At 68.3% G+C, this 20,145-nt stretch carries 21 protein-coding genes; 8 read left to right on the top strand and 13 right to left on the bottom strand.

The features are described from left to right. Nucleotides 1–78: 78 nt before the first annotated feature. On the bottom strand, nt 79–567 hold the full coding sequence (locus tag P2PM1_RS04365; protein WP_186398392.1) for a hypothetical protein: 489 nt from the start codon (nt 565–567) through the stop codon (nt 79–81). After that, nucleotides 564–1,673, bottom strand: a complete 1,110-nt coding sequence (locus P2PM1_RS04360; RefSeq protein WP_244301401.1) for an AI-2E family transporter — start codon at nt 1,671–1,673, stop codon at nt 564–566. Before P2PM1_RS04360 ends, P2PM1_RS04365 begins: the two co-directional genes overlap by 4 nt. Nucleotides 1,674–1,894: 221 nt before the next feature. On the opposite strand from P2PM1_RS04360, the gene P2PM1_RS04355 reads away from it, so the two are divergent. After that, a complete protein-coding gene (locus P2PM1_RS04355; protein ID WP_186398254.1) occupies nt 1,895–2,089 on the top strand; it encodes a DUF3008 family protein in 195 nt (64 codons plus the stop codon). A gap of 12 nt (nt 2,090–2,101) precedes the next feature. Further along, on the top strand, nt 2,102–2,380 hold the full coding sequence (locus tag P2PM1_RS04350; RefSeq protein WP_186398253.1) for a BON domain-containing protein: 279 nt from the start codon (nt 2,102–2,104) through the stop codon (nt 2,378–2,380). Nucleotides 2,381–2,495: 115 nt separating this feature from the next. Here the strand turns inward: P2PM1_RS04350 and P2PM1_RS04345 are convergent, their stop codons facing one another. After that, entirely contained in the window at nt 2,496–2,762 is a 267-nt protein-coding gene (locus tag P2PM1_RS04345) for a hypothetical protein (RefSeq protein ID WP_186398252.1), read from the bottom strand. A 319-nt stretch (nt 2,763–3,081) separates the two neighbouring features. Between P2PM1_RS04345 and P2PM1_RS04340 the strand changes: the two genes are divergently transcribed. From P2PM1_RS04340 to P2PM1_RS04330, 3 genes are all read left to right on the top strand, one after another. After that, nucleotides 3,082–3,318 carry a hypothetical protein gene (locus tag P2PM1_RS04340; RefSeq protein ID WP_186388204.1) on the top strand — a complete coding sequence of 79 codons (237 nt, stop codon included), beginning with the start codon at nt 3,082–3,084 and terminating at the stop codon, nt 3,316–3,318. Nucleotides 3,319–3,445: 127 nt separating this feature from the next. Continuing rightward, nucleotides 3,446–4,816, top strand: a complete 1,371-nt coding sequence (locus P2PM1_RS04335) for a trehalose-6-phosphate synthase (protein ID WP_186398251.1) — start codon at nt 3,446–3,448, stop codon at nt 4,814–4,816. Between the two features lie 284 nt (nt 4,817–5,100). After that, nucleotides 5,101–5,310 carry a hypothetical protein gene (locus P2PM1_RS04330; protein WP_186396692.1) on the top strand — a complete coding sequence of 70 codons (210 nt, stop codon included), beginning with the start codon at nt 5,101–5,103 and terminating at the stop codon, nt 5,308–5,310. Nucleotides 5,311–5,408: 98 nt separating this feature from the next. Here P2PM1_RS04330 and P2PM1_RS04325 read toward each other — a convergent pair whose 3' ends face one another. The 4 genes from P2PM1_RS04325 to P2PM1_RS04310 all read right to left on the bottom strand — a co-directional run bounded on the left by P2PM1_RS04325 (nt 5,409) and on the right by P2PM1_RS04310 (nt 10,251). Continuing rightward, nucleotides 5,409–6,650: a cytochrome c gene (locus tag P2PM1_RS04325; protein ID WP_186398250.1), complete on the bottom strand. Its 1,242-nt coding sequence runs from the start codon at nt 6,648–6,650 to the stop codon at nt 5,409–5,411. Then, nucleotides 6,647–8,407: a GMC family oxidoreductase gene (locus tag P2PM1_RS04320; RefSeq protein WP_186398249.1), complete on the bottom strand. Its 1,761-nt coding sequence runs from the start codon at nt 8,405–8,407 to the stop codon at nt 6,647–6,649. The genes P2PM1_RS04325 and P2PM1_RS04320 overlap by 4 nt, the downstream gene beginning before the upstream one ends. A 25-nt stretch (nt 8,408–8,432) precedes the next feature. Next, a complete protein-coding gene (locus tag P2PM1_RS04315; RefSeq protein ID WP_186398248.1) occupies nt 8,433–9,167 on the bottom strand; it encodes a gluconate 2-dehydrogenase subunit 3 family protein in 735 nt (244 codons plus the stop codon). 151 nt (nt 9,168–9,318) lie between these two features. Then, nucleotides 9,319–10,251 (bottom strand): PRC-barrel domain-containing protein, encoded by a 933-nt coding sequence (locus P2PM1_RS04310; protein WP_186398247.1) that lies wholly within the window; start codon nt 10,249–10,251, stop codon nt 9,319–9,321. 77 nt (nt 10,252–10,328) lie between these two features. Between P2PM1_RS04310 and P2PM1_RS25680 the strand changes: the two genes are divergently transcribed. The 3 genes from P2PM1_RS25680 (at nt 10,329) to P2PM1_RS04300 (ending at nt 11,959) form a co-directional block, all read left to right on the top strand. Beyond that, nucleotides 10,329–10,454 carry a hypothetical protein gene (locus P2PM1_RS25680; protein ID WP_256376449.1) on the top strand — a complete coding sequence of 42 codons (126 nt, stop codon included), beginning with the start codon at nt 10,329–10,331 and terminating at the stop codon, nt 10,452–10,454. A gap of 1 nt (nt 10,455) precedes the next feature. Beyond that, nucleotides 10,456–10,953: a ferritin-like domain-containing protein gene (locus P2PM1_RS04305; RefSeq protein ID WP_186388211.1), complete on the top strand. Its 498-nt coding sequence runs from the start codon at nt 10,456–10,458 to the stop codon at nt 10,951–10,953. Nucleotides 10,954–11,032: 79 nt separating this feature from the next. After that, a complete protein-coding gene (locus P2PM1_RS04300; RefSeq protein ID WP_186398246.1) occupies nt 11,033–11,959 on the top strand; it encodes a lysylphosphatidylglycerol synthase domain-containing protein in 927 nt (308 codons plus the stop codon). A 24-nt stretch (nt 11,960–11,983) separates the two neighbouring features. On the opposite strand, the gene P2PM1_RS04295 is transcribed toward P2PM1_RS04300, so the two are convergent. The 6 genes from P2PM1_RS04295 to P2PM1_RS04270 all read right to left on the bottom strand — a co-directional run bounded on the left by P2PM1_RS04295 (nt 11,984) and on the right by P2PM1_RS04270 (nt 19,953). After that, the gene (locus tag P2PM1_RS04295; protein ID WP_186398245.1) at nt 11,984–12,208 is read right to left on the bottom strand and encodes a formate dehydrogenase subunit delta; all 225 of its coding nucleotides are present in this window, start codon (nt 12,206–12,208) and stop codon (nt 11,984–11,986) included. Then, the gene (gene fdhD, locus P2PM1_RS04290; protein WP_186398244.1) at nt 12,198–13,013 is read right to left on the bottom strand and encodes a formate dehydrogenase accessory sulfurtransferase FdhD; all 816 of its coding nucleotides are present in this window, start codon (nt 13,011–13,013) and stop codon (nt 12,198–12,200) included. Before fdhD ends, P2PM1_RS04295 begins: the two co-directional genes overlap by 11 nt. A 4-nt stretch (nt 13,014–13,017) precedes the next feature. After that, the gene (fdhF, locus tag P2PM1_RS04285) at nt 13,018–15,888 is read right to left on the bottom strand and encodes a formate dehydrogenase subunit alpha (RefSeq protein WP_186398243.1); all 2,871 of its coding nucleotides are present in this window, start codon (nt 15,886–15,888) and stop codon (nt 13,018–13,020) included. A 4-nt stretch (nt 15,889–15,892) separates the two neighbouring features. Then, nucleotides 15,893–17,449, bottom strand: a complete 1,557-nt coding sequence (locus P2PM1_RS04280) for an NADH-quinone oxidoreductase subunit NuoF (protein WP_186398242.1) — start codon at nt 17,447–17,449, stop codon at nt 15,893–15,895. Then, nucleotides 17,446–17,925 (bottom strand): formate dehydrogenase subunit gamma, encoded by a 480-nt coding sequence (locus P2PM1_RS04275; RefSeq protein WP_186398241.1) that lies wholly within the window; start codon nt 17,923–17,925, stop codon nt 17,446–17,448. Before P2PM1_RS04275 ends, P2PM1_RS04280 begins: the two co-directional genes overlap by 4 nt. A gap of 282 nt (nt 17,926–18,207) precedes the next feature. After that, nucleotides 18,208–19,953 carry an OFA family MFS transporter gene (locus P2PM1_RS04270; RefSeq protein WP_186396681.1) on the bottom strand — a complete coding sequence of 582 codons (1,746 nt, stop codon included), beginning with the start codon at nt 19,951–19,953 and terminating at the stop codon, nt 18,208–18,210. Nucleotides 19,954–20,145: the final 192 nt, after the last annotated feature.

The raw sequence follows: 20,145 nt of genomic DNA, 5'->3' as shown, positions 1-20,145 counted from the left end.
CCCGCCCCGGCAAAAGTTCCCCTCCCGCCGCCCTTCGCCGCGCTCGCGCCCCTGCCCCGGCAGGCGGCGGCAAGGCCTCTACCTGTCGGCCGGACCGCCGTCGCCGTGCTGCCGCCGGCGCTGCTCGGCGAGCGCGCTCTCCAGCTTGCGGGCAAGGTCGAGAAGACGCTCCGGCACCGGCTCGCTCTCGACCTGCCGGAGCAGGCTGCGATAGTCGCCCCTGCGAGCGCGCCGGCGCTCCTTGCGGGGATCATCCGTGTCCTGCATTCCTGTCACCGTGGCTTTCTCGTTACGTGTCGCTGTCCGTGCCTCGATCCCGATGCCGGGCCGAGGCGGATCCGCATCGCCGGATCCGACGGTGTCCCACCCGCCCGGACAGACCGACCAGGGCGAGACGGGGCGGACCGCCCTCCTCGCCTGCTGCGGCGGGTTGTCCTGCTCGTCCGGGTTGGGCAGCGGCTCCTCGTCGGGGAGCCGTTCGGGATCGGGCTCGCGCACCGGCTGCGGGGGAAACGGCAACGGCAGCGGCGGCGTGTCCGGGTCGGGAAGAGGACGGGGCGTGGTCATGGCAAGGTCTCCTTTTGCCGCAAACCCCGTCCGGTGCCGCCGTGTTCCGCAAGATCGGAGCCGGTCCCCTTTCCCGGCAGCGGAACGGCTTCGCCCAGCGTCCCGCGCAGCCAGACCTGCTTGATCGCAACGAGACAGACGACCGCCAGCGGCGTTGCCAGCAGGATCCCCAGCGGGCCGAAGAGAATGCCGAAAGCCAGCAGCGCGAACAGCGTCACCGCCGGCGGCAGGGCGACGGTCTGCTGCTGGATCAGCGGGTTGAGCAGGTTTCCCTCCATCTGCTGGATCGCCAGATACAGCAGCAGGACCCAGACCGCCGTGGCGGTATCGACGGACAGCGCGATGGCGAGCGCGGGAACGGTCGCCAGCACCGGCCCGACAAAGGGGACGAATTCGAGGATGCCGGCGATGAAGCCGAGCGCCAGCGCCGCCTCGATGCCCAGCGCCCACAGGCCAAGGAAAGTGAGCGTGCCGACCACCAGCATCGAGGCGATCTGGCCCATCAGCCAGCGCTGCAGCGCAGTGCCCAGCGCATCGAGGGTGCTGGCGGCACCGGCCCGCAACCGGCGCGGAAACATGAGCAGAAAGCCATGGAGGTAGAGGCCCGGCTGGGAGCCCATATAGAGCCCCGCGACGATGACCAGAACCCCGTTCGCCAGCAGCGTCAGGGCCCATCCCGACAGGCCGGCGATCCGGCTCATCACGTCCACTTCGGACATCATGGCTTCCGCCCGCTCGACCAGCCAGTCGCCGAGATTGCCGCCGCCGAGCCAGTGTTCGAGCGGCGCCAGCAGCTCCGGCAGTTGGTCGCGCAACTGCAGGAGCTGTGCCTGAAGCTGGGACCCGAGAATGGCGAAGAACAGGACGATCGCCAGGGCCGCGGCGAGGCTCGCCACCGCGAACGACCAGCCGTTGCCGGTGCCGGTGACCCGGGAGACGAGGGAGGCGAGGCCGCGCAGGGCCACGGCGAGCAGGATCGCCGCGAAGACCAGCAGCAGCAGGTGCCGCAGGCACCACAGCGCCAGCGCCGCAATCACGACGAAGGCAACGGCCAGCAGCCGCTGCGCGAAGGGGCCGAGAGCGGGCGGAGAGATCGAGCCGTTCATCCGCGGCGCCGGATCAGGCGACCGCGCGTCGCGGCGGGATCGCAAAACGGGATGTCGGTGGCGCGCATGCAAGCGTCTCCGGTCTGCTTCTCGTCGCAGCCCAACTGCCGAACGCGCCGTTTGTTCGCCGCCTCTTCCCGAGAACCCCTGCGATCCCGGCAGGGAACATCCGCCCGCGCGCGCAGTTGAACGCGAAGCACCACCAGAATCGGAGACGCGCGATGCCCGCGAAATCCAGGTCCCAGCAGAAGGCCGCCGGCGCGGCCCTGTCGGCGAAACGGGGCGAGACGAAGAAGAGCGATCTGAAAGGCGCATCGAGGCAGATGCTGGACTCGATGAGCGAGGAGCAGCTCGAGGAGATGGCCTCCACCTCCCGCAAGGGCAAACCGGACCACGTGTCCAAGTCGAAATCCTAGGAGGGCATCCCGATGGTTCTGAAAGACCGGCGCTTCTTCGGCGCCCCCGCCGAGCACCGGGCGCCCCGCGCCCCCGCCGCCGAACTCGAGGCACAGGTAGCCTGCGCCCTTGCCGATGACGGCGAGGTCGATGCCTCCGACGTTGCCGTCACCGCCAGCGGGGATGAGATCACCCTGTCCGGCACGGTCACGCGGACCGAGGAAATCGGGCGATGCTCGCGGATCGCGCTGCGGGTGGACGGCGTTGGCAGCGTTCGCAACGTCATCGGCGTCTGGGGCTCGAAGATGTAGCCCCCGCGGAGGACCCGCTGGGGCGTTTCATGTTCCCTCGACCGCGGAAAAGCTTCATCGGTTTTTTTCACGCAATTCCGGACGGAAAACCGGTTCCCGCTTTTCCTGGAATTGCTTAGTCGGGGCTCCTCTGCAGGGACTCGTCCGGCAGGACCGGCGAAGACGGCGGATAGTCCGGCTGCTGGGTCGTGGCGGGTTCCTGCGCCGGTTCGTCCGGCGCCAGCGCGATCCCGCGATAGAGGTCGACGCCCCACCAGTAGACCAGCGCCAGCAGCAGCGAGACCACGAGCAGGATCAGGATGCGGGGCGACCCCGTCCCCTGTCTTGCCTTGCCGGGCGGCAGTTCGACCGGTTCGTCCCTGGTGTCCCGTTTGTCGTTCATCCTGCGTCCTTCCCATGAAAATTGGCGGCAAGATCGTCGCGGCGACCCCTGCGGGCCGCGCGGTCCCAAGGCCAATCCGGATCCCAGCAAGGACAGGATGGCCGGGACGACGACGATCAGCCCGACGAGCGATGCCGGTCGGGCTGCGTCGTGAAAGGGCCATGCTCCGTCAGGATGTCTCGCCATCCGGGTTTCGCCCTCCACGTCCCTCCAACCCGCACGCGCCGCGATGGTTCCCGGTGCCGGCGATTTTTCCGGACGCCGGTCGGAACCTCGGCGCGCGCCGCGGGTTCGGGGAGAAACGCGAAAGGAGAGACCCATGGGCACGTGCCACCAATGCGGCAACGACTACGACAAGGCCTTCGAGGTGACGATGGCGGGCTCGACCTATGTCTTCGACAGCTTCGAATGCGCCATCCAGGCGCTGGCGCCGTCCTGCCCCCATTGCGGCTGCAGGGTGATCGGCCACGGCGTCGAGGCGGGCGGCACCATCTATTGCTGTGCCCATTGCGCCGCCCGGGAAGGCGCGACGCAGCTCGCCGACCGGGCCCCCTGACATGGCGCCCGACATGGCGCCCGACATGGCCGACCCACGGGGCCCGCAGCCCAGTGCGGCACGGCCTGCTCCGCCGATGACGGGGCCTGCGCCGCCACGATTTGCGAGCGCCCGCGAGGACGAGGCCATGAGCAGACTGGTGGTCGTCTCCAACCGCGTCGCCAACCTGCGCAGCACCAACCAGGCCGGCGGCCTCGCCGTCGGGCTGGCGGACACGCTGAAGCAGCGGGAGGGCATCTGGTTCGGCTGGAACGGCGCCGCCGACGGGGTGACCGGCGGCGAAGCGCAGGTGGAAAGGGTCGGCCGCGCCGAGCAGGTGACGGTTCCCCTGTCGCCCGAGGACATCGCCAATTACTATCTCGGCTATGCCAACAGCGTGCTGTGGCCGCTGTTCCACTACCGGCTCGACCTCGTCGACTACCGGCCGGCGTTTTTCGAGAGCTACCAGCGGGTCAACGAGACCTTCGCGCGGCAGCTCGCGCCGCTGCTCAAGGCCGACGACCTGATCTGGGTGCACGACTATCACCTGATCCCGCTCGCCCGGTGCCTGCGCAAGCTCGGCTGCCGCCAGCGGATCGGCTTCTTCCTCCACATTCCCTTTCCTCCGCCCGACATTCTCGTCGCCTCGCCCAATCATGCGGAACTGGTCGACGCCTTGCTGGACTATGATGTCGTCGGTTTCCAGACCCACACCGACGCGGGCAATCTCAAGGCCTATCTCGGCGAGCGCCTGTCGGCGGTGCAGCTCGGCGACACCCGCTTCCAGGTCGGCGGCCGCAGCGTCACGATCGACTGCTTCCCGATCGGCATCGACGCGCGCGGCTTCGCGGCCATGACCCGGCAGGCCGACGACGAGGTGCAGATCGACCTGATGCGCCGGCGGGTGTTGGGCCGCCGCCAGATCATCGGCGTCGACCGGCTCGACTATTCCAAGGGCCTGCCCGAGCGGCTGAAGGCCTTCGACCGGCTGATGGCGCAGCACCCGGAGCTGGAGAAATCGGTGACCTATCTGCAGGTCGCCCCGCCGACCCGCGAGGAGGTCGGCGCCTATGGCGACATCCGCGCCGAGCTGGAGGCGCTGGTCGGCGCGATCAACGGCCGGCTCGCCGACTTCAACTGGACGCCGATCCGCTACATCCACCGCAGCGTCGACCGCAGCAAGCTGGCCCCCCTGATGCGCGGCAGCCAGGTCGGCTTCGTCACCCCCTTGCGCGACGGCATGAACCTCGTCGCCAAGGAATATGTCGCGGCGCAGGATCCGGAAGACCCCGGCGTCCTCGTCCTGTCGCGCTTCGCCGGCGCCGCCGAGCAGATGGACGAGGCGCTGCTGGTCAACCCCTATGACATCGACGAGATGGCCCGAAGCCTCCACCGCGCCCTGACCATGCCGCTGGCCGAACGGCGGCAGCGCCATGCGGCCCTGCTGGAGCAGGTTTTGCGGCACGATTCGAAAGCCTGGCTCGATGCCTTCCTGAGCGCGCTCGCGCACCGGCGCTAAACCGCCGGGCCCCAGGGAACAGACGCACCGCCCGCGTGTTGGGCCTTCAAGGAGGCGACGCGCCATGTGGAACAGGCTTCAGGGTCTCATGAGCGAACTGCTGCCCGGCTGGGCACGGAAACGGGCGCTGCGGCGCCGGCGTGCCTCTCCACGCCCTCCGATAAAGGGCGAGGTCGTTCCGCCTCCGGCCGACCGGCCCCCGGTCGATCGCAACGCCCCACCCACAGGAGGAGGCAATGCCTGACCCGCGAAAACCAGACCGCCGATCTCGCCCTTCGAAAGGGATGAACCGCATCTCGCGCTTTGTTCTCGTCAACCTGGCGACAGGCATGCTGGTCGGGGTGCTGGTCGGCGCCGCCTATCTGCACTGGATCGGCGATGTCGGCCTGCTGTTTCGCGAGCCGCTCGCGGCGGCGATGCTGCTGTGGAGCTTTGCCGCCAGCACCGGCATGGGAGCGGTGGGCACGGGACTGGCCCTGCTCGGCGACGAATGATCCGGGACCTGTCGCCGGCTCCGTCAGGGGACCAGCCCCGCCTCCTTGCAATGTTGCAGCGTCAGTTCCGCAAGACGGCCAAGACGTCATGGGGTCCCTCACTTCTCTTCCAGATAGCGGCGCATGTCCTCCACCTGCGAGGCCGAGACCGGCCCCGCCTTCCGCTCGCCGGCATGGCGCAGGTAGGTGAGAACATCGGCGACCTGCCGGTCGCTCAGCTTCCAGGCGAAGGGAGGCATGGCGAGCTGGCTCGGGGCGGCCCTGGTCGCCTCCGCGCGGGCGCCGCCAAGGATGATGCGGATGGCGGTGGAGGGGTCCTCGGCCGCGACCTTGTTGGAGCTGCCGAGCGGCGCGAAGATATAGGGCACCCCCGCCCGATCGGCCGCGTGACAGGCGGCACAATTGTCGAAATAGATCGCCGCGCCGATCTCCAGCCGCGCCTGGTCCGGTGCCTCCGGCGCCTCTCGCGGCCGGTCGTCGAGGCTCTTCAGATAGACCGCCATCGCCCGCAGGTCGTCCTCCGCCAGGTGCTGGGTCGACAGGCCGACGACCTCGCCCATGCGCTGCATCGGCGCGGTGTGGCGGGCGCGTCCGTCGCGCAGGAAGCGCACGATGTCCTCCACCTCCCAGTCGGCGATGCCGCCGTTGACGCCGCCGCGAATGTTGGGCGCGAACCAGTTCTCCAGCGTGCCGCCCCTCAGATACTCGTCGTCCTTGTCCGCCCCCAGCACGTTCTTGCCGGTGTGGCAGGCGCCGCAATGGGCAAGGGCATCGACGAGATAGCGGCCGCGGTTCCACTCCTGCGGGCGGTCCGGATCGACGGCGAATTCGCGCTGCTCGAAGAACAGCATCTTCCAGCCGGCAAGCGTCTGGCGAAGGGTCAGCGGAAACGGCAACTCGTTCTCCGGCCGCTCGTTCCTCACCGGCTCGAGGGTGAAGAGATAGTCGTAGATCGCATCGGCATCCGCGCGCGAGATCAAGGTGAAATGGGTATAGGGCATCGCCGGGTAGAGATGCTCCCCGTCCCGGCCGACGCCCTCGTTGAGGGCGCGGTGGAACTCGTCGCGCGACCAGCGGCCGATGCCCGTGGTCTCGTCCGGCGTCAGGTTCGCCGAATAGATGACGCCGAACGGCGTCTCCAGGCCGCGGCCACCGGCATAGGCTTCGCCATCCTCCTCGATATTGGTGTGGCAGGCCATGCAATCGGCGGCGGTCGCCAGATAGCGGCCGCGCTCCACCTGCGAGAAGGCGAGTTCCTGCGCCGGCGCGGGCGGGACGGCACCAAGGCCGAGCCCGCCGGCGAGCGTGCTCGCCAGCAGCATGTCGCGCAGCCGCCTCATGTCCGCACCAAGGGTCCCGGATCGGGGAGATAGCGGCTGACGATGGCCTCGGCCGACCAGTAGGCCAGCGCCGCCACGGTTGCTGTCGGGTTGTATCCGGCGTTCTGCGGGAAGAGCCCGGCGCCGCTGACGAACAGGTTCGGCAGGTCCCAGCTCTGGCAATAGCGGTTGACGACGCTCGTCGCCGGATCGGTCCCCATGATGGTGCCTCCCGTGTTGTGCGTGGTCTGATAGGGCATCGTGTCGTAGGAGCCGCGGCGGGCGTTGACCTTGATCTCGCGCCCGCCCATGCCGCGGGCGATCTCCTCGGCAACCGGCGTCAGATGCGCGGTCAGCCGCCGGTCGTTCAGCGTGAAATCGTAGGTCATGCGCAGCAGCGGCCGCCCGCGCGCATCCGTATAGGTCGGATCGAGATCGAGATGGTTGCCGCGATGCGCCATGGAGGCGCCATGCACCCCGACATCGGCCGTCTTGAGGAAGTTCTCGCGCACCGCCCGCTTCCAGCGCGAGCCCCAGTTCGGCACGCCGTCGGGCACCGGATGGCTCTCGATCGGGCGCGCATTGGTGGTGTTGCAGGCGATGTAGCCACCGCCGATGAAGCCGAGGCCGGAATGGTCGAAATTGTCGCCGTTGTAGTCGTCGACAGCCATGCCCAGCGCGCCGGCTCCGACGAAGCCGTTGGTGTGCTCCTCCTCGAAGAAGACGGTGACCGACGACATCACCTGATAGCAGTAGTTCTTGCCGACGACGCCCTCGCCGCTGCGCGGATCGTACGGCGTGCCGATCTCCGACAGCAGCAGCAGCCGCGTGTTCTGCAGGGGATAGGCACACAGGACGACGATCTCGGCGGGCTGGAAGATCACCTCGCCGCTGGTGTCGACATAGGTGACGCCGGAGGCGCGCGAGCCGTCGGCCGTCTTCTCCACCGACAGCACTTCCGAGTTGGTGCGCAGGGAGAAGTTCCTGCGCTGCATCAGGGCGGGAAGGATGGTGGTCTGGGGCGAGGCCTTGGAGTAGTTGCCGCAGCCGTATTTCTCGCAGTAGCCGCAATAGGTGCAAGGGGCGAGCTGCATGCCGAGCGGATTGACATAGGCGCGCGACATGTTCGCCGACGGCACCGGAAACGGGCTCAGGCCGAGCTGCCGCGCCGCCTCGCCGAACCGGTCCTGCGAGAAGGTCATCTGCATCGGCGGGTTCGGATAGTGATCGCTGCGCGGGCCCTCGAAGGGATTGCCGCCGGGGAGGATCTCGCCGCGCAGGTTTCCCGCCTGACCGCCGATGCCGCAGATCTTGTCGAAATGGTCGAAATGCGGCTCGATCTCGTCATAGGTGACGCCGTAGTCCTGCACCGTCATGTCCGGCGGCAGGGGGCCGTAGCGTTCCTCGTTATGGCTGCGGGCGACGAAGTCGGACGGCAGGAAGCGATAGGTCTGGCCGTTCCAGTGGACGCCGGCGCCGCCCACCCCGTTGCCGGGCAGGAACGAGCCCCAGCGCCGCATCGGCAGCGCCGTCTGGGCGCTGTTGTTGCGGAACGTCAGCGTCTCCTGCGAGGCCTCCTGGAACATGGCGTGACGCCAGTAGTAGCGCAGCTCGTCCTGGGCGAAGGTGGTGGCGAAATCGCTGTGGGTGTCGCGCCAGGGTCCGCGTTCGAGCGCCAGCACCTCAAGCCCCGCGGCCGTCAGCTTTTCGGCATACATCGCGCCGGTCCAGCCGAAGCCGATCAGCACCACATCGACGCGTGGACGTTGCTTGGTCATGGGTCTCCCTCTGCCGGGCGCGCATCTACGGACCGGACCAGCCGGGCCGCCCCGAAAGGCCGACCGGTTCCAGCACGATGGCCGCCCCGTTGTGGTTGATGAAATCGCGGTAGTCGTAGCGGGTGCCCGGAAAGCCGACATAGCGCCAGCCAACCATGTCGCGGTTGCCGCCATAGATCGGATCGGCGAAGAAGCCCTCGATCGCGTTTTCAAGGATGAGGTCGAAGAACGTCTTGGCCGAGACGCGATCGAACTCGATCTCCTCGTCCTCCAGGCCGGCGAGGATGGCGTCCTGGTCGTCGGCGCCGAGCTCCGCGAAGGGCGCGCCATGCTCCGCCCGGCAGTAGGCATCGAGCTCCGCCAGCGTCAGGCGGTAGAGCATCGCCGGCGGATGCTCGCTCTGATAGCCTTGCGTCGAGGTCCCCTCGCCGAAGGGGCCCTTCATGTACCAGTTCTGGCCGCGGCCGTAGAAGCCGGCCAGTTGCCGGTCGATGAAGGTGACGACATCGGCTTCCGCCGCCCCGGCCCCGTCCTCGTCGCTGGGAATGAGGCGGGCACAGATGGCCGCCACAGCCGCGTGCTCGGCAGGACCGAGGAAACGCTCCTCGCCGGTGCCGTGATGGGGAACGTCTCCCGACATCGGCGCCCAGGGGGTGCCTTCGCCCTGGCCGTATTCCCGCGCCATAAGGCGCGGCGCGGCAAGGGCGGTGCCGGCCAGCAGCAAAAGCCTCACCGCCTGGCGTCGTGTGAAGGACGTCACGTCTCGTCTCCCGGTTTCCCCCCGCCCAACCCGCGAAAGCGCGGCGTGTTCCATTCCGGCCCGGCTGCGGCCGCGATCCGGAGGCCGCGGCGAACAGGGGGCGCTGTCCGCCGCGGCCCAATATGGCTGCGCGATGATCTGAAGCGCGGTGTCAGCGCCGGCCGACGCCCGACCAGAACTCATCGACCGGTCCGCGATCGGCCTGCATGTTGTCAGGGCTTCGGAACCGGTCCGGATCGATGGTCGGCGCCCGCTCGAGCTCTTCCTGGCTGACATTCAGCACGATGGTCTCCAGGCCCGGCGTCGCGTTCAACTGCTCCCAGGGGACCGCGACATATTCCTCGCCGAGACCGAGGAAGCCGCCGCGCGCCACCAGCACATAGGAGACGGCGCCCGATGCGGGATCGAGGATCACGTCATGCACGCTGCCGAGGTTCTCGTCCTGGATGTTGCGCACGTCGGTGCCGGTGATGTCGTCGATGCGGTAGGACCGCATGCCTTCCGCCTGATCGATCGGCTGCGCCAGAGCCAGTTGCTCCTGGCGCCAGTCGGTGACCTGCGCCGGGTCGACGCCGGCCGAGGTCAACTGCTGCGTATAGTCCTGATAGACGGCATCCAACTGCCCGGCGACATAGTCGCAGCCTTCCTGCTCGCCGCGCTGGGCCAGGATGTGGGCGGCGAAATAGAGCGTGCGGATCTGCTCGCGCGGCGAATAGGCGCCCTCGACCGCCCCGCGCGGATCGCCCGCCAACGGTACGCCCTCGCCGGTCGGGGCGACCGAGGTTTCGGCTCCCGGCCGTGCCGCGCCGTCGGGCGCCGTGGTCGGGGTTCCCATCGGCCGCGTGCCGTAGCCGGCGCCCCAGCCGGTCAGCCAGAACTGGTCCTGCCGCATCCGGTCGGTCGCCTGTTGCAGACGCGCCTGGCACTGGGCGGAGGCCTGCTGGTCGGTCTGCGGATTGGTCTGCTCATTGGTCTGCTGGGCGGCCGGCTGGCCCGTCTGCTGCGCCGAGACGGCGTGCGGAAGCAGCGAAAGCGCGGTCGCGGTCAACAGCACGCCCGCCATCTTCGTTGCATGTCTGGTCATTGGCTACTCCTCAAGTGGGGACAGGCAGCACCGCCGCCTGTCGTGGGGTCCACCCTGCAAACAGCCGACGCCGCCGCATGTTCCGCCTCTCACCCGGCGTCACCGACACGGCGCAGCATCCCGCCGCCTGGAACAATCCCGGCGGCCCTGCGTTCGAAGGCGGCATCGCCCAGGGCGGCGAGCACCATCAGAAAGGGAAGTGACATGGCCAGGGAAAAGACCCTCGAAGATCTGTTCCACGACACGCTCAAGGACATCTACTATGCCGAGCGCAAGATCCTGAAGGCGCTGCCCAAGATGCAGCGCGCGGCGCAGTCCGAGGAGCTGAAGAAGGCTTTCGAGATGCATCGCGAGGAGACCGAAGGCCACGTCGAGCGCCTGCAGCAGGTGTTCGAGATCATCGGCAAGGCGCCGCGCGGCAAGACCTGCGACGCCATCGAAGGCATCGTCTCCGAAGGCGAGGAGATCATCGACGAGTTCAAGGGCACGCCCGCGCTCGATGCCGGACTGATTTCCGCGGCCCAGGCGGTCGAGCACTACGAGATCACCCGCTACGGCACGCTGAAGCGCTGGGCGAGCGAGCTCGGGCTCCAGGATGCGGCGAAGCTCCTCGACGAGACCTTGAAGGAAGAGGCCAAGACCGACGAGACCCTGACCAAGCTCGCGGACGCTTCGGCAAACGATCGCGCCAAGGCGGCGTGATCACCGGCATGCTCGGCCCCCGCAACGGCCCTGGTCTGCGGAGCAGGGCCGTTGCGGGACAGCGTCCGGGAACATCCCCATGTCGATCTACCGCCTTTTTCTCCGCCTCCTGATCCTGGCGGCCCTCTGCGGCGCGGCGTTCCTTCTGTACCGGACGCTGGGCCGGTACACGCTCGAGGACATCACCGACGCGGTTCGCGCCATTCCGGCCGGACAGCTCGCCCGCGCCGCCGCCTTTGCCGCCGCCTCCTATCTCTGCCTCACCGGTTTCGACTGGCTGGCCGTGCGCTACGCCGGCAAACCGCTCGCCTGGCGCCGCACCGCGCTGGCCTCCTTCGTCAGCCTCTCCATCGGCCACAATGTCGGCGTCGCCGCCCTGTCCAGCGGCGCGATCCGCTATCGTTTCTATTCGCGCTGGGGATTGCGGGTCGGCGACGTCGCCAAGGTGATCCTGTTCTGCGGCATGACGGTGGGGCTCGGGCTGGCGACGCTCGGCGGGATCAGCCTGCTGCTCTATCCGGAGGAGGCGGAGGGGCTGATGGGCATCACCCGGGCCGAACTGCGGGGCATGTCGATCGTCTGCCTGTCGCTGCCGCTTGCCCATGTCGTGCTGTCGGCGACCCTGCGCGGCGACCTGAGGCTCCGCCGCTGGAGCGTGAGGTTCCCGCCGCTGCGGCTGGCCCTGCCGCAGATCGTTGTCGGAACGGCAAACTTCGCCTGCGTGGCGGCCTGTCTTCACCAGTTGCTCGCGGCGATCTCCGAGGCAGCCTATCTGGAAGTCACGGCGATCTACGTCATCGGCAATGTCGCCTCGCTGATCAGCCATGTGCCGGGCGGCCTCGGCGTGCTGGAGGCGACGGTCCTGTATCTTCAGCCGGGGGCGGAGGCGATCGGGGCGCTGATCGTCTTCCGCGTCCTCTATTTTCTCGTGCCGCTGGCTATCGGCCTGCCTGTGCTGCTTGTCAGCGAATATGTCCTGCGTCCCTCGCGGGCGGCCGAGAACTGAAGGTCCGGCGCGGCGGCTGGCCGCTCAGGCGGCCTGCTTCGGCTTGCGGATGGCAGGGGCCGCCTCCACCACCAGCGGATCGAAGCCAGCGCCGCCCGCCTCCAGCATGGCGAAGAGCTGGTTGCGCATGCGCGGCTCCCAGAACTTGCTGATGTGATCGGCGATCCCCGCCACCGCCTCGTCATGCGGGCGGGTGCGGAAAAAGCCGGCGATCTGGTTGGCCATGTAGGTCAGTTTGTCAGGCGACATCTTTCAGGCTTCCCCCGATGATCCTTTGCGGATGCGTGAAGAGTTCGAATTCCTCGCCGCGTGCGATCCCCGCGAGCGTGATGCCGGCGGCGGCTGCCTCGTCGACGGCAAGGGCGGTCGGCGCAGACACCGCGACGAGGATGCCGCAGCCGGCGACCGCCGTCTTCTGCACCAGTTCGATGGAGAGCCGGCTGGTGAGGATGACGGCGCCCGTCGCCATGTCGATGCCGGCCCGCGCCGCCGCGCCGATCAGCTTGTCGAGCGCATTGTGCCGGCCGACATCCTCGCGCACCAGCACCAGCCCGCGCTCGCCCTGATAGAGGCCCGCCGCATGAACCGAGCGGGTGCGCAGGTTCAGCGCCTGCGCCTTGGCCATCGCCGCGACAGCGCGCGCGACCTCGGCCGGCGCGAGACGGATATCGGCGGAAACAGGCGCGATCTCGCGCATCGCCGCCGCAAGGCTCTCGATCCCGCACAGCCCGCAGCCGACCGGCCCGGCCATCGACCGGCGCCGCTCGCCGAGACGCTGGCCGGCATCGCCGGCAAGGCGGACCTGCAGGTCGAGACCGCGGCCGCAATCGACGATCGCGATCTCCTCGACCTCCGCCACCGAGGCGGCGAGCCCTTCCGTGAGCGAGAAGCCGAGGGCGAGATCCTCCAGATCGGCGGGCGTTGCCATCAGCACGGCATGGGACGTGCCGTTGTAGCTGATGGCGACCGCCACCTCCTCCGCAAGCTCCCTGGTGGAGGCGGAGAAGCGGCCGTTGCGATAGGCCGTGCCGGAGGCGGGGCGATGGGTGAGCATGGCTCTACTCCGCCGCCTCGATCCGCCGCGACAGGGTCGAGAACTCCTCGTATTTCTCCTGCCAGTCGGTCGGGCCGTTCGACGGCATCACCTGCACCGCCGTCACCTTGTATTCCGGGCAGTTGGTCGCCCAGTCGGAATAGTCGGTGGTGATGACATTGGCCTGCGTCGTCGGGTGGTGGAACGTGGTGTAGACGACGCCCGGCGACACCCGGTCGGTGATCTGCGCCCGCAAGGCCGTCTCGCCCGAGCGGCTGGCGAGCTTCACCCAGTCGCCGTCCTTGACGCCGCGCGTCTCGGCATCGTGCGGATGGATCTCCAGCACATCCTCCGCATGCCAGACCACATTGGCGGTGCGCCGGGTCTGCGCGCCGACATTGTATTGCGACAGGATGCGGCCGGTGGTGAGCAGCAGCGGGAAGCGCGGCCCGGTCTTCTCGTCCGTCGCCACATAGTCGGTGCGGATGAACCGGCCCCTGCCGCGCACGAAACCGTCGACATGCATGATCGGCGAACCGTCCGGCGTCTTGTCGTTGCACGGCCACTGCACCGAGCCCTTCTTCTCCAGCATCTCGTAGGAGACATTGGCGAAGCTCGGCGTCGTCGCGGCGATCTCGTCCATGATCTGCGAGGGGTGGGTGTAGGACCAGGTGGCGCCCATCGCATTGGCCAGCATCTGGGTCACTTCCCAGTCCGCATAGCCGTTGCGCGGTGCCATCACCTTGCGGACCCGGTTGATCCGGCGTTCCGCGTTGGTGAAGGTCCCGTCCTTTTCCAGGAAGGTCGAGCCCGGCAGGAAGACATGGGCGTAGTTGGCGGTCTCGTTGAGGAACAGGTCATGGACGATGACGCAGTCCATCGCCGCAAGGCCGGCCGAGACATGGCGCGTGTCGGGATCCGACTGCAGGATGTCCTCGCCCTGGCAGTAGAGCCCCTTGAACGTGCCGTCGACCGCCGCATCCAGCATGTTGGGAATGCGCAGGCCCGGCTCGTCGGAGATCTCGACGCCCCACAGCTTTTCGAAGATGTCGCGCACCTCCTGCCCGTTGACATGGCGGTAGCCGGGCAGCTCATGCGGGAACGAGCCCATGTCGCAGGAGCCTTGGACGTTGTTCTGGCCGCGCAGCGGGTTCACGCCGACGCCCGGCCGACCGATATTGCCGGTGAGCATGGCAAGGTTGGCGATGCCGATGACGGTGGTCGAGCCCTGGCTGTGCTCGGTGACGCCGAGGCCGTAATAGATCGCGCCGTTGCCGCCGCGCGCGTAAAGCCGCGCCGCCCCGCGCAGTTCCTGCGCCGGGACGCCGGTCAGCGCCTCCACCGCTTCCGGGCTGTGCTTGGGATCGGAGACGAATTCCGCATAGTCCTGGAACTCGTCCCAGTCGCAGCGCTCGCGGATGAAGGCCTCGTCGAACAGCCCTTCGGTGACGATGACATGGGCGAGCGCCGTCACCACGGCGACATTGGTGCCCGGACGCAGCGCCAGGTGATGGGCGGCCTGCACATGCGGCGTCCTCACGAGGTCGATGCGGCGCGGGTCGACGACGATGAGCTTTGCCCCCTGGCGCAGCCGCTTCTTCAGCCGCGAGGCGAAGACCGGATGGCCGTCGGTCGGATTGGCGCCGATCACCATCACCACGTCGGCATGCTGGACGCTGTCGAAGTCCTGGGTGCCGGCGGAGGTGCCGAAGGTCTGGCCGAGGCCGTAGCCGGTCGGCGAATGGCAGACGCGGGCGCAGGTGTCGGTGTTGTTGTTGCCGAACACCGCGCGCGCCAGCTTCTGCACCAGATAGGTTTCCTCATTGGTGCAACGCGAGGAGGTGATGACGCCGATGGCGTCCTTGCCGAGCTCGTACTGGATGGCGCGCAGCCGCGTCGCGGCAAAGCCCAGCGCCTCCTCCCACGACACTTCCCGCCAGGGGTCGGTGATCTTGTCGCGGATCATCGGGCTGAGAATGCGGTCCTTGTGCGCGGCATAGCCATAGGCGAAGCGGCCCTTGACGCAGCTATGGCCGCGGTTCGCCTTGCCGTCCTTGTAGGGCACCATGCGCACCAGCTCGTCGCCGCGCATCTCCGCCTTGAACGAGCAGCCGACGCCGCAATAGGCGCAGGTCGTGACCACCGAATGCTCCGGCTGGCCGATCTCGATCACCGACTTTTCCTGCAAGGTCGCCGTCGGGCAGGCCTGGACGCAGGCGCCGCAGGAGACGCATTCGGAGGACAGGAAGTCCTCATGCATGCCCGGCGAGACGCGGCTGTCGAAGCCGCGGCCCTCGATGGTCAGCGCGAAAGTGCCCTGCACCTCCTCGCAGGCCCGGACGCAGCGCGAGCAGACGATGCATTTGGACGGGTCGTAGGTGAAATAGGGGTTGCTCTCGTCCTTCGGCATCCAGCGGGCATTGACCTCGCCCGTGCCGCCCCGCGCCTTGACGTGGTTGTCGCCGTCATGGCCGTAGCGCACGTCGCGCAGACCGACGACGCCGGCCATGTCCTGCAGCTCGCAGTCGCCATTGGCGGCGCAGGTCAGGCAGTCGAGCGGATGGTCGGAGATGTAAAGCTCCATCACGCCGCGGCGCAACTGCTTGAGCCGGCCGGTCTGGGTGCGCACCACCATGCCGGGTTCCACCGGCGTCGTGCAGGAGGCCGGCGTGCCGCGCCGCCCCTCGATCTCCACCAGGCACAGCCGGCAGGAGCCGAAGGCGTCGACCATATCGGTGGCGCAGAGCTTGGGGATCTGGATGCCGGCCTCCATCGAGGCCCGCATCACGGACGTGCCTTCCGGCACGGTGATCTCGAAGCCGTCGATGGTCAGCGTGACCGTCTTGTCCGACGCCGAGGCCGGTGTGCCGTAGTCGGTTTCCTTGATCAGGGTCATCGGTCTACTCCGCCGCTTCGGCCATCGGCCGGGGGGTGAAATCCTGAGGGAAGTGGGTCAGCGCGCTGAGGACCGGATAGGGTGTGAAGCCGCCGAGCGCGCAGAGCGAGCCGGCCTTCATCGTGTCGCAAAGGTCCTTCAGCAGGTCGACCTGCGCCTCCGGGCGCTCGCCGCCCGCGATCTTGTCCAGCGTCTCGACGCCGCGCACGGCGCCGATCCGGCAGGGCGTGCACTTGCCGCAGCTCTCGATGGCGCAGAACTCCATGGCGAAGCGCGCCTGCTTCAGCATGTCGACCGTGTCGTCGAAGACGACGATGCCGGCATGGCCGATCAAGCCGTCCTGCGCCGCGAAGGCCTCGTAGTCGAACGGCGTGTCGAACAGCGCCGGCGGGAAATAGGCCCCGAGCGGGCCGCCGACCTGCACCGCGCGCACCGGACGTCCGCTCGCCGTGCCGCCGCCGATCTCCTCGACCAGGGTGCCGAGCGTCACGCCGAAGGCGGTCTCGTAGAGCCCGCCATGGCGGATGTTGCCGGCAAGCTGGATCGGCATTGTACCACGCGAACGGCCGACGCCGAAATCGCGATAGAAGGCAGCGCCCCGGTCCAGGATCACCGGCACGGAGGCCAGCGACAGCACGTTGTTGACCACCGTCGGCCGGCCGAAGAGGCCCTGCAGCGCCGGCAGCGGCGGCTTGGCCCGCACCACGCCGCGCTTGCCCTCCAGGCTGTTGAGCAGCGAGGTCTCCTCGCCGCAGACATAGGCGCCGGCACCGACGCGCACCTCCATGTCGAAGGCGTGGCGCGAGCCGAGCACCGAGGCCCCGAGAATGCCGTCGCGGCGGGCGATCTCGATCGCCTCGCGCATGATCGCGATGGCATGGGGATATTCGGAGCGGGTGTAGATATAGCCCTTGGTCGCCCCGGTCGCGATGCCGGCAATCGCCATGCCCTCGATCAGCACGAAGGGGTCGCCTTCCATGATCATCCGGTCGGCAAAGGTGCCGCTGTCGCCCTCGTCGGCATTGCAGACGATATATTTGCGGTCGGCCTCTGCCTTCAGGACCGTGTTCCACTTGATGCCGGTGGGAAAGCCGGCGCCGCCGCGGCCGCGCAAGCCGCTGTCGGTGACCGTGGCGACGATCTCCGCCGGTTCCATGGCGATGGCGTTGTGCAGCCCGCGCAGGCCCTTGTAGTGGCGGTAATCCTCCAGCGACAGCGGATCGGTGACGCCGACGCGGGCGAAGGTCAGCCGGGTCTGGCTCTTGAGGAAGGGAATCTCCTTGGTCTCGCCGTGGAACAGCGGATGCTCGCCGCCCTCCAGAAAGCCGGCGTCGAACAGGCCGGGCACGTCCTTTTCCGTGACCGGACCATAGGCGACGCGGCCATGGGCGGTGCGCACCTCGACCAGCGGCTCCAGCCAGTGCATGCCGCGCGAGCCGTTGCGCACGACCCTCGCCTCGAGCCCTCGGGCGGAGAGTTCGCCTGTGATCGCCTTGGCGACGCGGTCGGCGCCGACGGCCAGCGCCGCGGAGTCCCTGGGAACGAAGATCACCGGGGTCATCGGCCGGTCTCCTTCACCAGCTCGCGCATCGCCGTCTCGTCCAGCCGTCCGTGCAGCTCTCCGTCGAGCATCGCTGCCGGGGCGCAGGAACACAGGCCGAGGCAATAGACCGGCTCCAGCGTGACCCGCCCGTCCGGCGTCGTCTCGTGCCAGTCGATGCCGAGCGCGGCCCGCACCCCGTCGGCAAGCGCATCGCCGCCCATCGACTGGCAGGCCTCGGCCCGGCAGATCTTCAGGACATGGCGGCCCGCCGGCTCCTTACGGAAATCATGGTAGAAACTCGCCACGCCGTGCACCTCGGCCCGGCTGAGATTGAGCGCCTCGGCGATGGTGCGCAGCGCCTCGTCCGGCACACAGCCGAACTCCTTCTGCACCTCGTGCAGGATCGGCAGCAGCGGCCCCTCGAGCTGCGCAAGGTCCTCCACGACGGCCTGCGTCCGTTCCGCGACCTGTCGTGACGACAATTGCAATGACATGCGTTCTCTCCCTCGCCTCGCCCGCCTCCCGGAAAGTCCGAAATGCGCGGAGAAACATCAACATCACTGTTCCGTTGTGCGATTGCACATCCCAATAGATGAGTAATCGGCTCCACTTTTATCCTCCCCTCGGCCCGGCTGCGTCGGGACGCGAGGGCTCGGCCGCGCCGAATGAGCGGCACGCGGGGCGAAAGCACGGAAACGGTGGTTCGGAGCCCGGGACGCCGGAGCGCCCCGGGCTTGGGTCTGGGCTTGGGCCTGGGCTTGGGCCTGGGGCCTGCCTCAGGCCTTGGCCGGCTGCGCGCCCTCCGGGCCGGTGCTCTTCGCGCCGGCGCCCGCGCCGCTTTCCATGTGATGCCTGGCATCGACCGGGCGCACCAGCGCATTGGCCACCAGCGCGATCACCAGCAGGGCCGCCATGGCATACATGGTGGTGTTGTAGAGGCTGGGCGTCGGATCGACCGTGCCAATGGGTGCGATCTCCATCAACTGCGCCACCGTCACCGTCTTGGCCGCCACCAACTGATCGAGCTGCTCGACGCCCGCGCCGAACTTCTGCGCGAAGGCCTGCGGGTCGACCCTGGACGCAAGGTCCCGGATGGCACTGTTGAGCGACATGTTGCGCAGCTCGGTGATGGCGAGCGGGCCGAGAACGCCGGCCGTGCTCCAGGCGGTCAGCAGCCGCCCGTGGATGCCGCCGACATATTTGGTGCCGAAGATATCCGCGAGATAGGCCGGGATCGTCGCGAAGCCGCCGCCATACATCGTGAAGATGATCATGGTGGCGCCGTAGAACATCACCAGCCAGGTCACCGCCGGGTCGACGCTGACCTGCGCCGCCGCGAAGGGGATCGACAGGTACAGCAGCGTGCCGAGCACGAAGAACACGTGGTAGGTGTTCTTGCGCCCGATATAGTCGGAGGTGGAGGCCCAGAAGAACCGGCCGACCATGTTGAACACGGAGATCATGAACACATAGGTCGCCGCGAAGGTGGAGTTGACGATCAGCGGCAGGGTGGTGCCGAAGATCTCCGACATCATCGTCTTGGCGACGCCGATCACGCCGATGCCGGCGGTCACGTTGAAGCACAGCACGATCCACAACAGGTAGAACTGCGGCGTCTTCAGCGCCTGGTCGATATGGACGTTGTTCTGGGTGATCATCTTGCGCGAGGCGGCGGCCGCCGTCGGCGGCGTCCAGCCGGCCGGGCGCCAGCCCTCGCGCGGCACCCGGTAGGACAGGGCCGCGACGATCATCACCAGCAGATAGGCAAGCCCCAGGGTGAAGAAGGTGCCGGCGGCGCCGGTGTTGCCGGTGCCGACCACATAGATGCCTTCCTGCAGCGCGACCGGGGCGGCGGCCACCTCCTTGGCGCCGGCGAGCACCACCTCGACCAATTGGCCGTTGACCTCGGCGAGGCGACGGCCGCCCTCGGTGACGAGATCGATGGAGCCGAGCGGGCCGAGATAGTCCGGCGCCCGGTAGAACACGCCGAGCAGCCATTCCTTGATCGGCGTCGCGATCATCGCACCGCCGCCGAAGCCCATGATCGCCATGCCGGTGGCCATGCCGCGGCGGTCCGGGAACCAGCGGATCAAGGTCGACACCGGCGAGACATAGCCGAGACCGAGGCCGCAGCCGCCGAGCACGCCATAGCCGAGATAGAGCAGCCAGAGCTGGTGCGTCATGATGCCGAGGCCGCCGATCAGGAAGCCGCCGCCCCAACACAGCGCGGCGACGATGCCGACCATGCGCGGGCCGACTTCCTCCAGCCACTTGCCGGCAAAGGCGGCGGACAGGCCGAGAAAGACGATGGCGACCGAGAAGATCCACACGACCGACGACAGGCTCCAGTCGCCGGGCGCCGCCGCCACGACGCCGAACTGCTTGATCAGCGGCGGATTGAAGATGCTCCACGCATAAACGGAGCCGATGCACAGGTGGATGGCAATGGACGCCGGCGGAACCTTCCAGCGGTTGAAGCCGTCCTCTGCGACGATGTGTTCCTTTTTCAGCCAGTCAAACATGCACCTATTTCCTCCCGTGCACGGTTGTCGAGGCAGTTCCGCAAGCCATGCCGCGCCGTTGACCGGATCGTCGGCAGCTTCCGGCCGGTCCCCTCCGGAACCGGATGCCTGCCGTCCGCCCTCCCCGCACGCCGCCAGGGCCTCCCGCCCTGCCGACCACGGCAGACCGGCCCGCTCGGGCGGCCTGCGACC

Origin of the sequence: Stappia sp. P2PMeth1 (assembly GCF_900185735.1) — a bacterium.
Lineage (GTDB): Bacteria > Pseudomonadota > Alphaproteobacteria > Rhizobiales > Stappiaceae > Stappia.
This window is presented reverse-complemented; position numbering and strand designations above follow the sequence as displayed.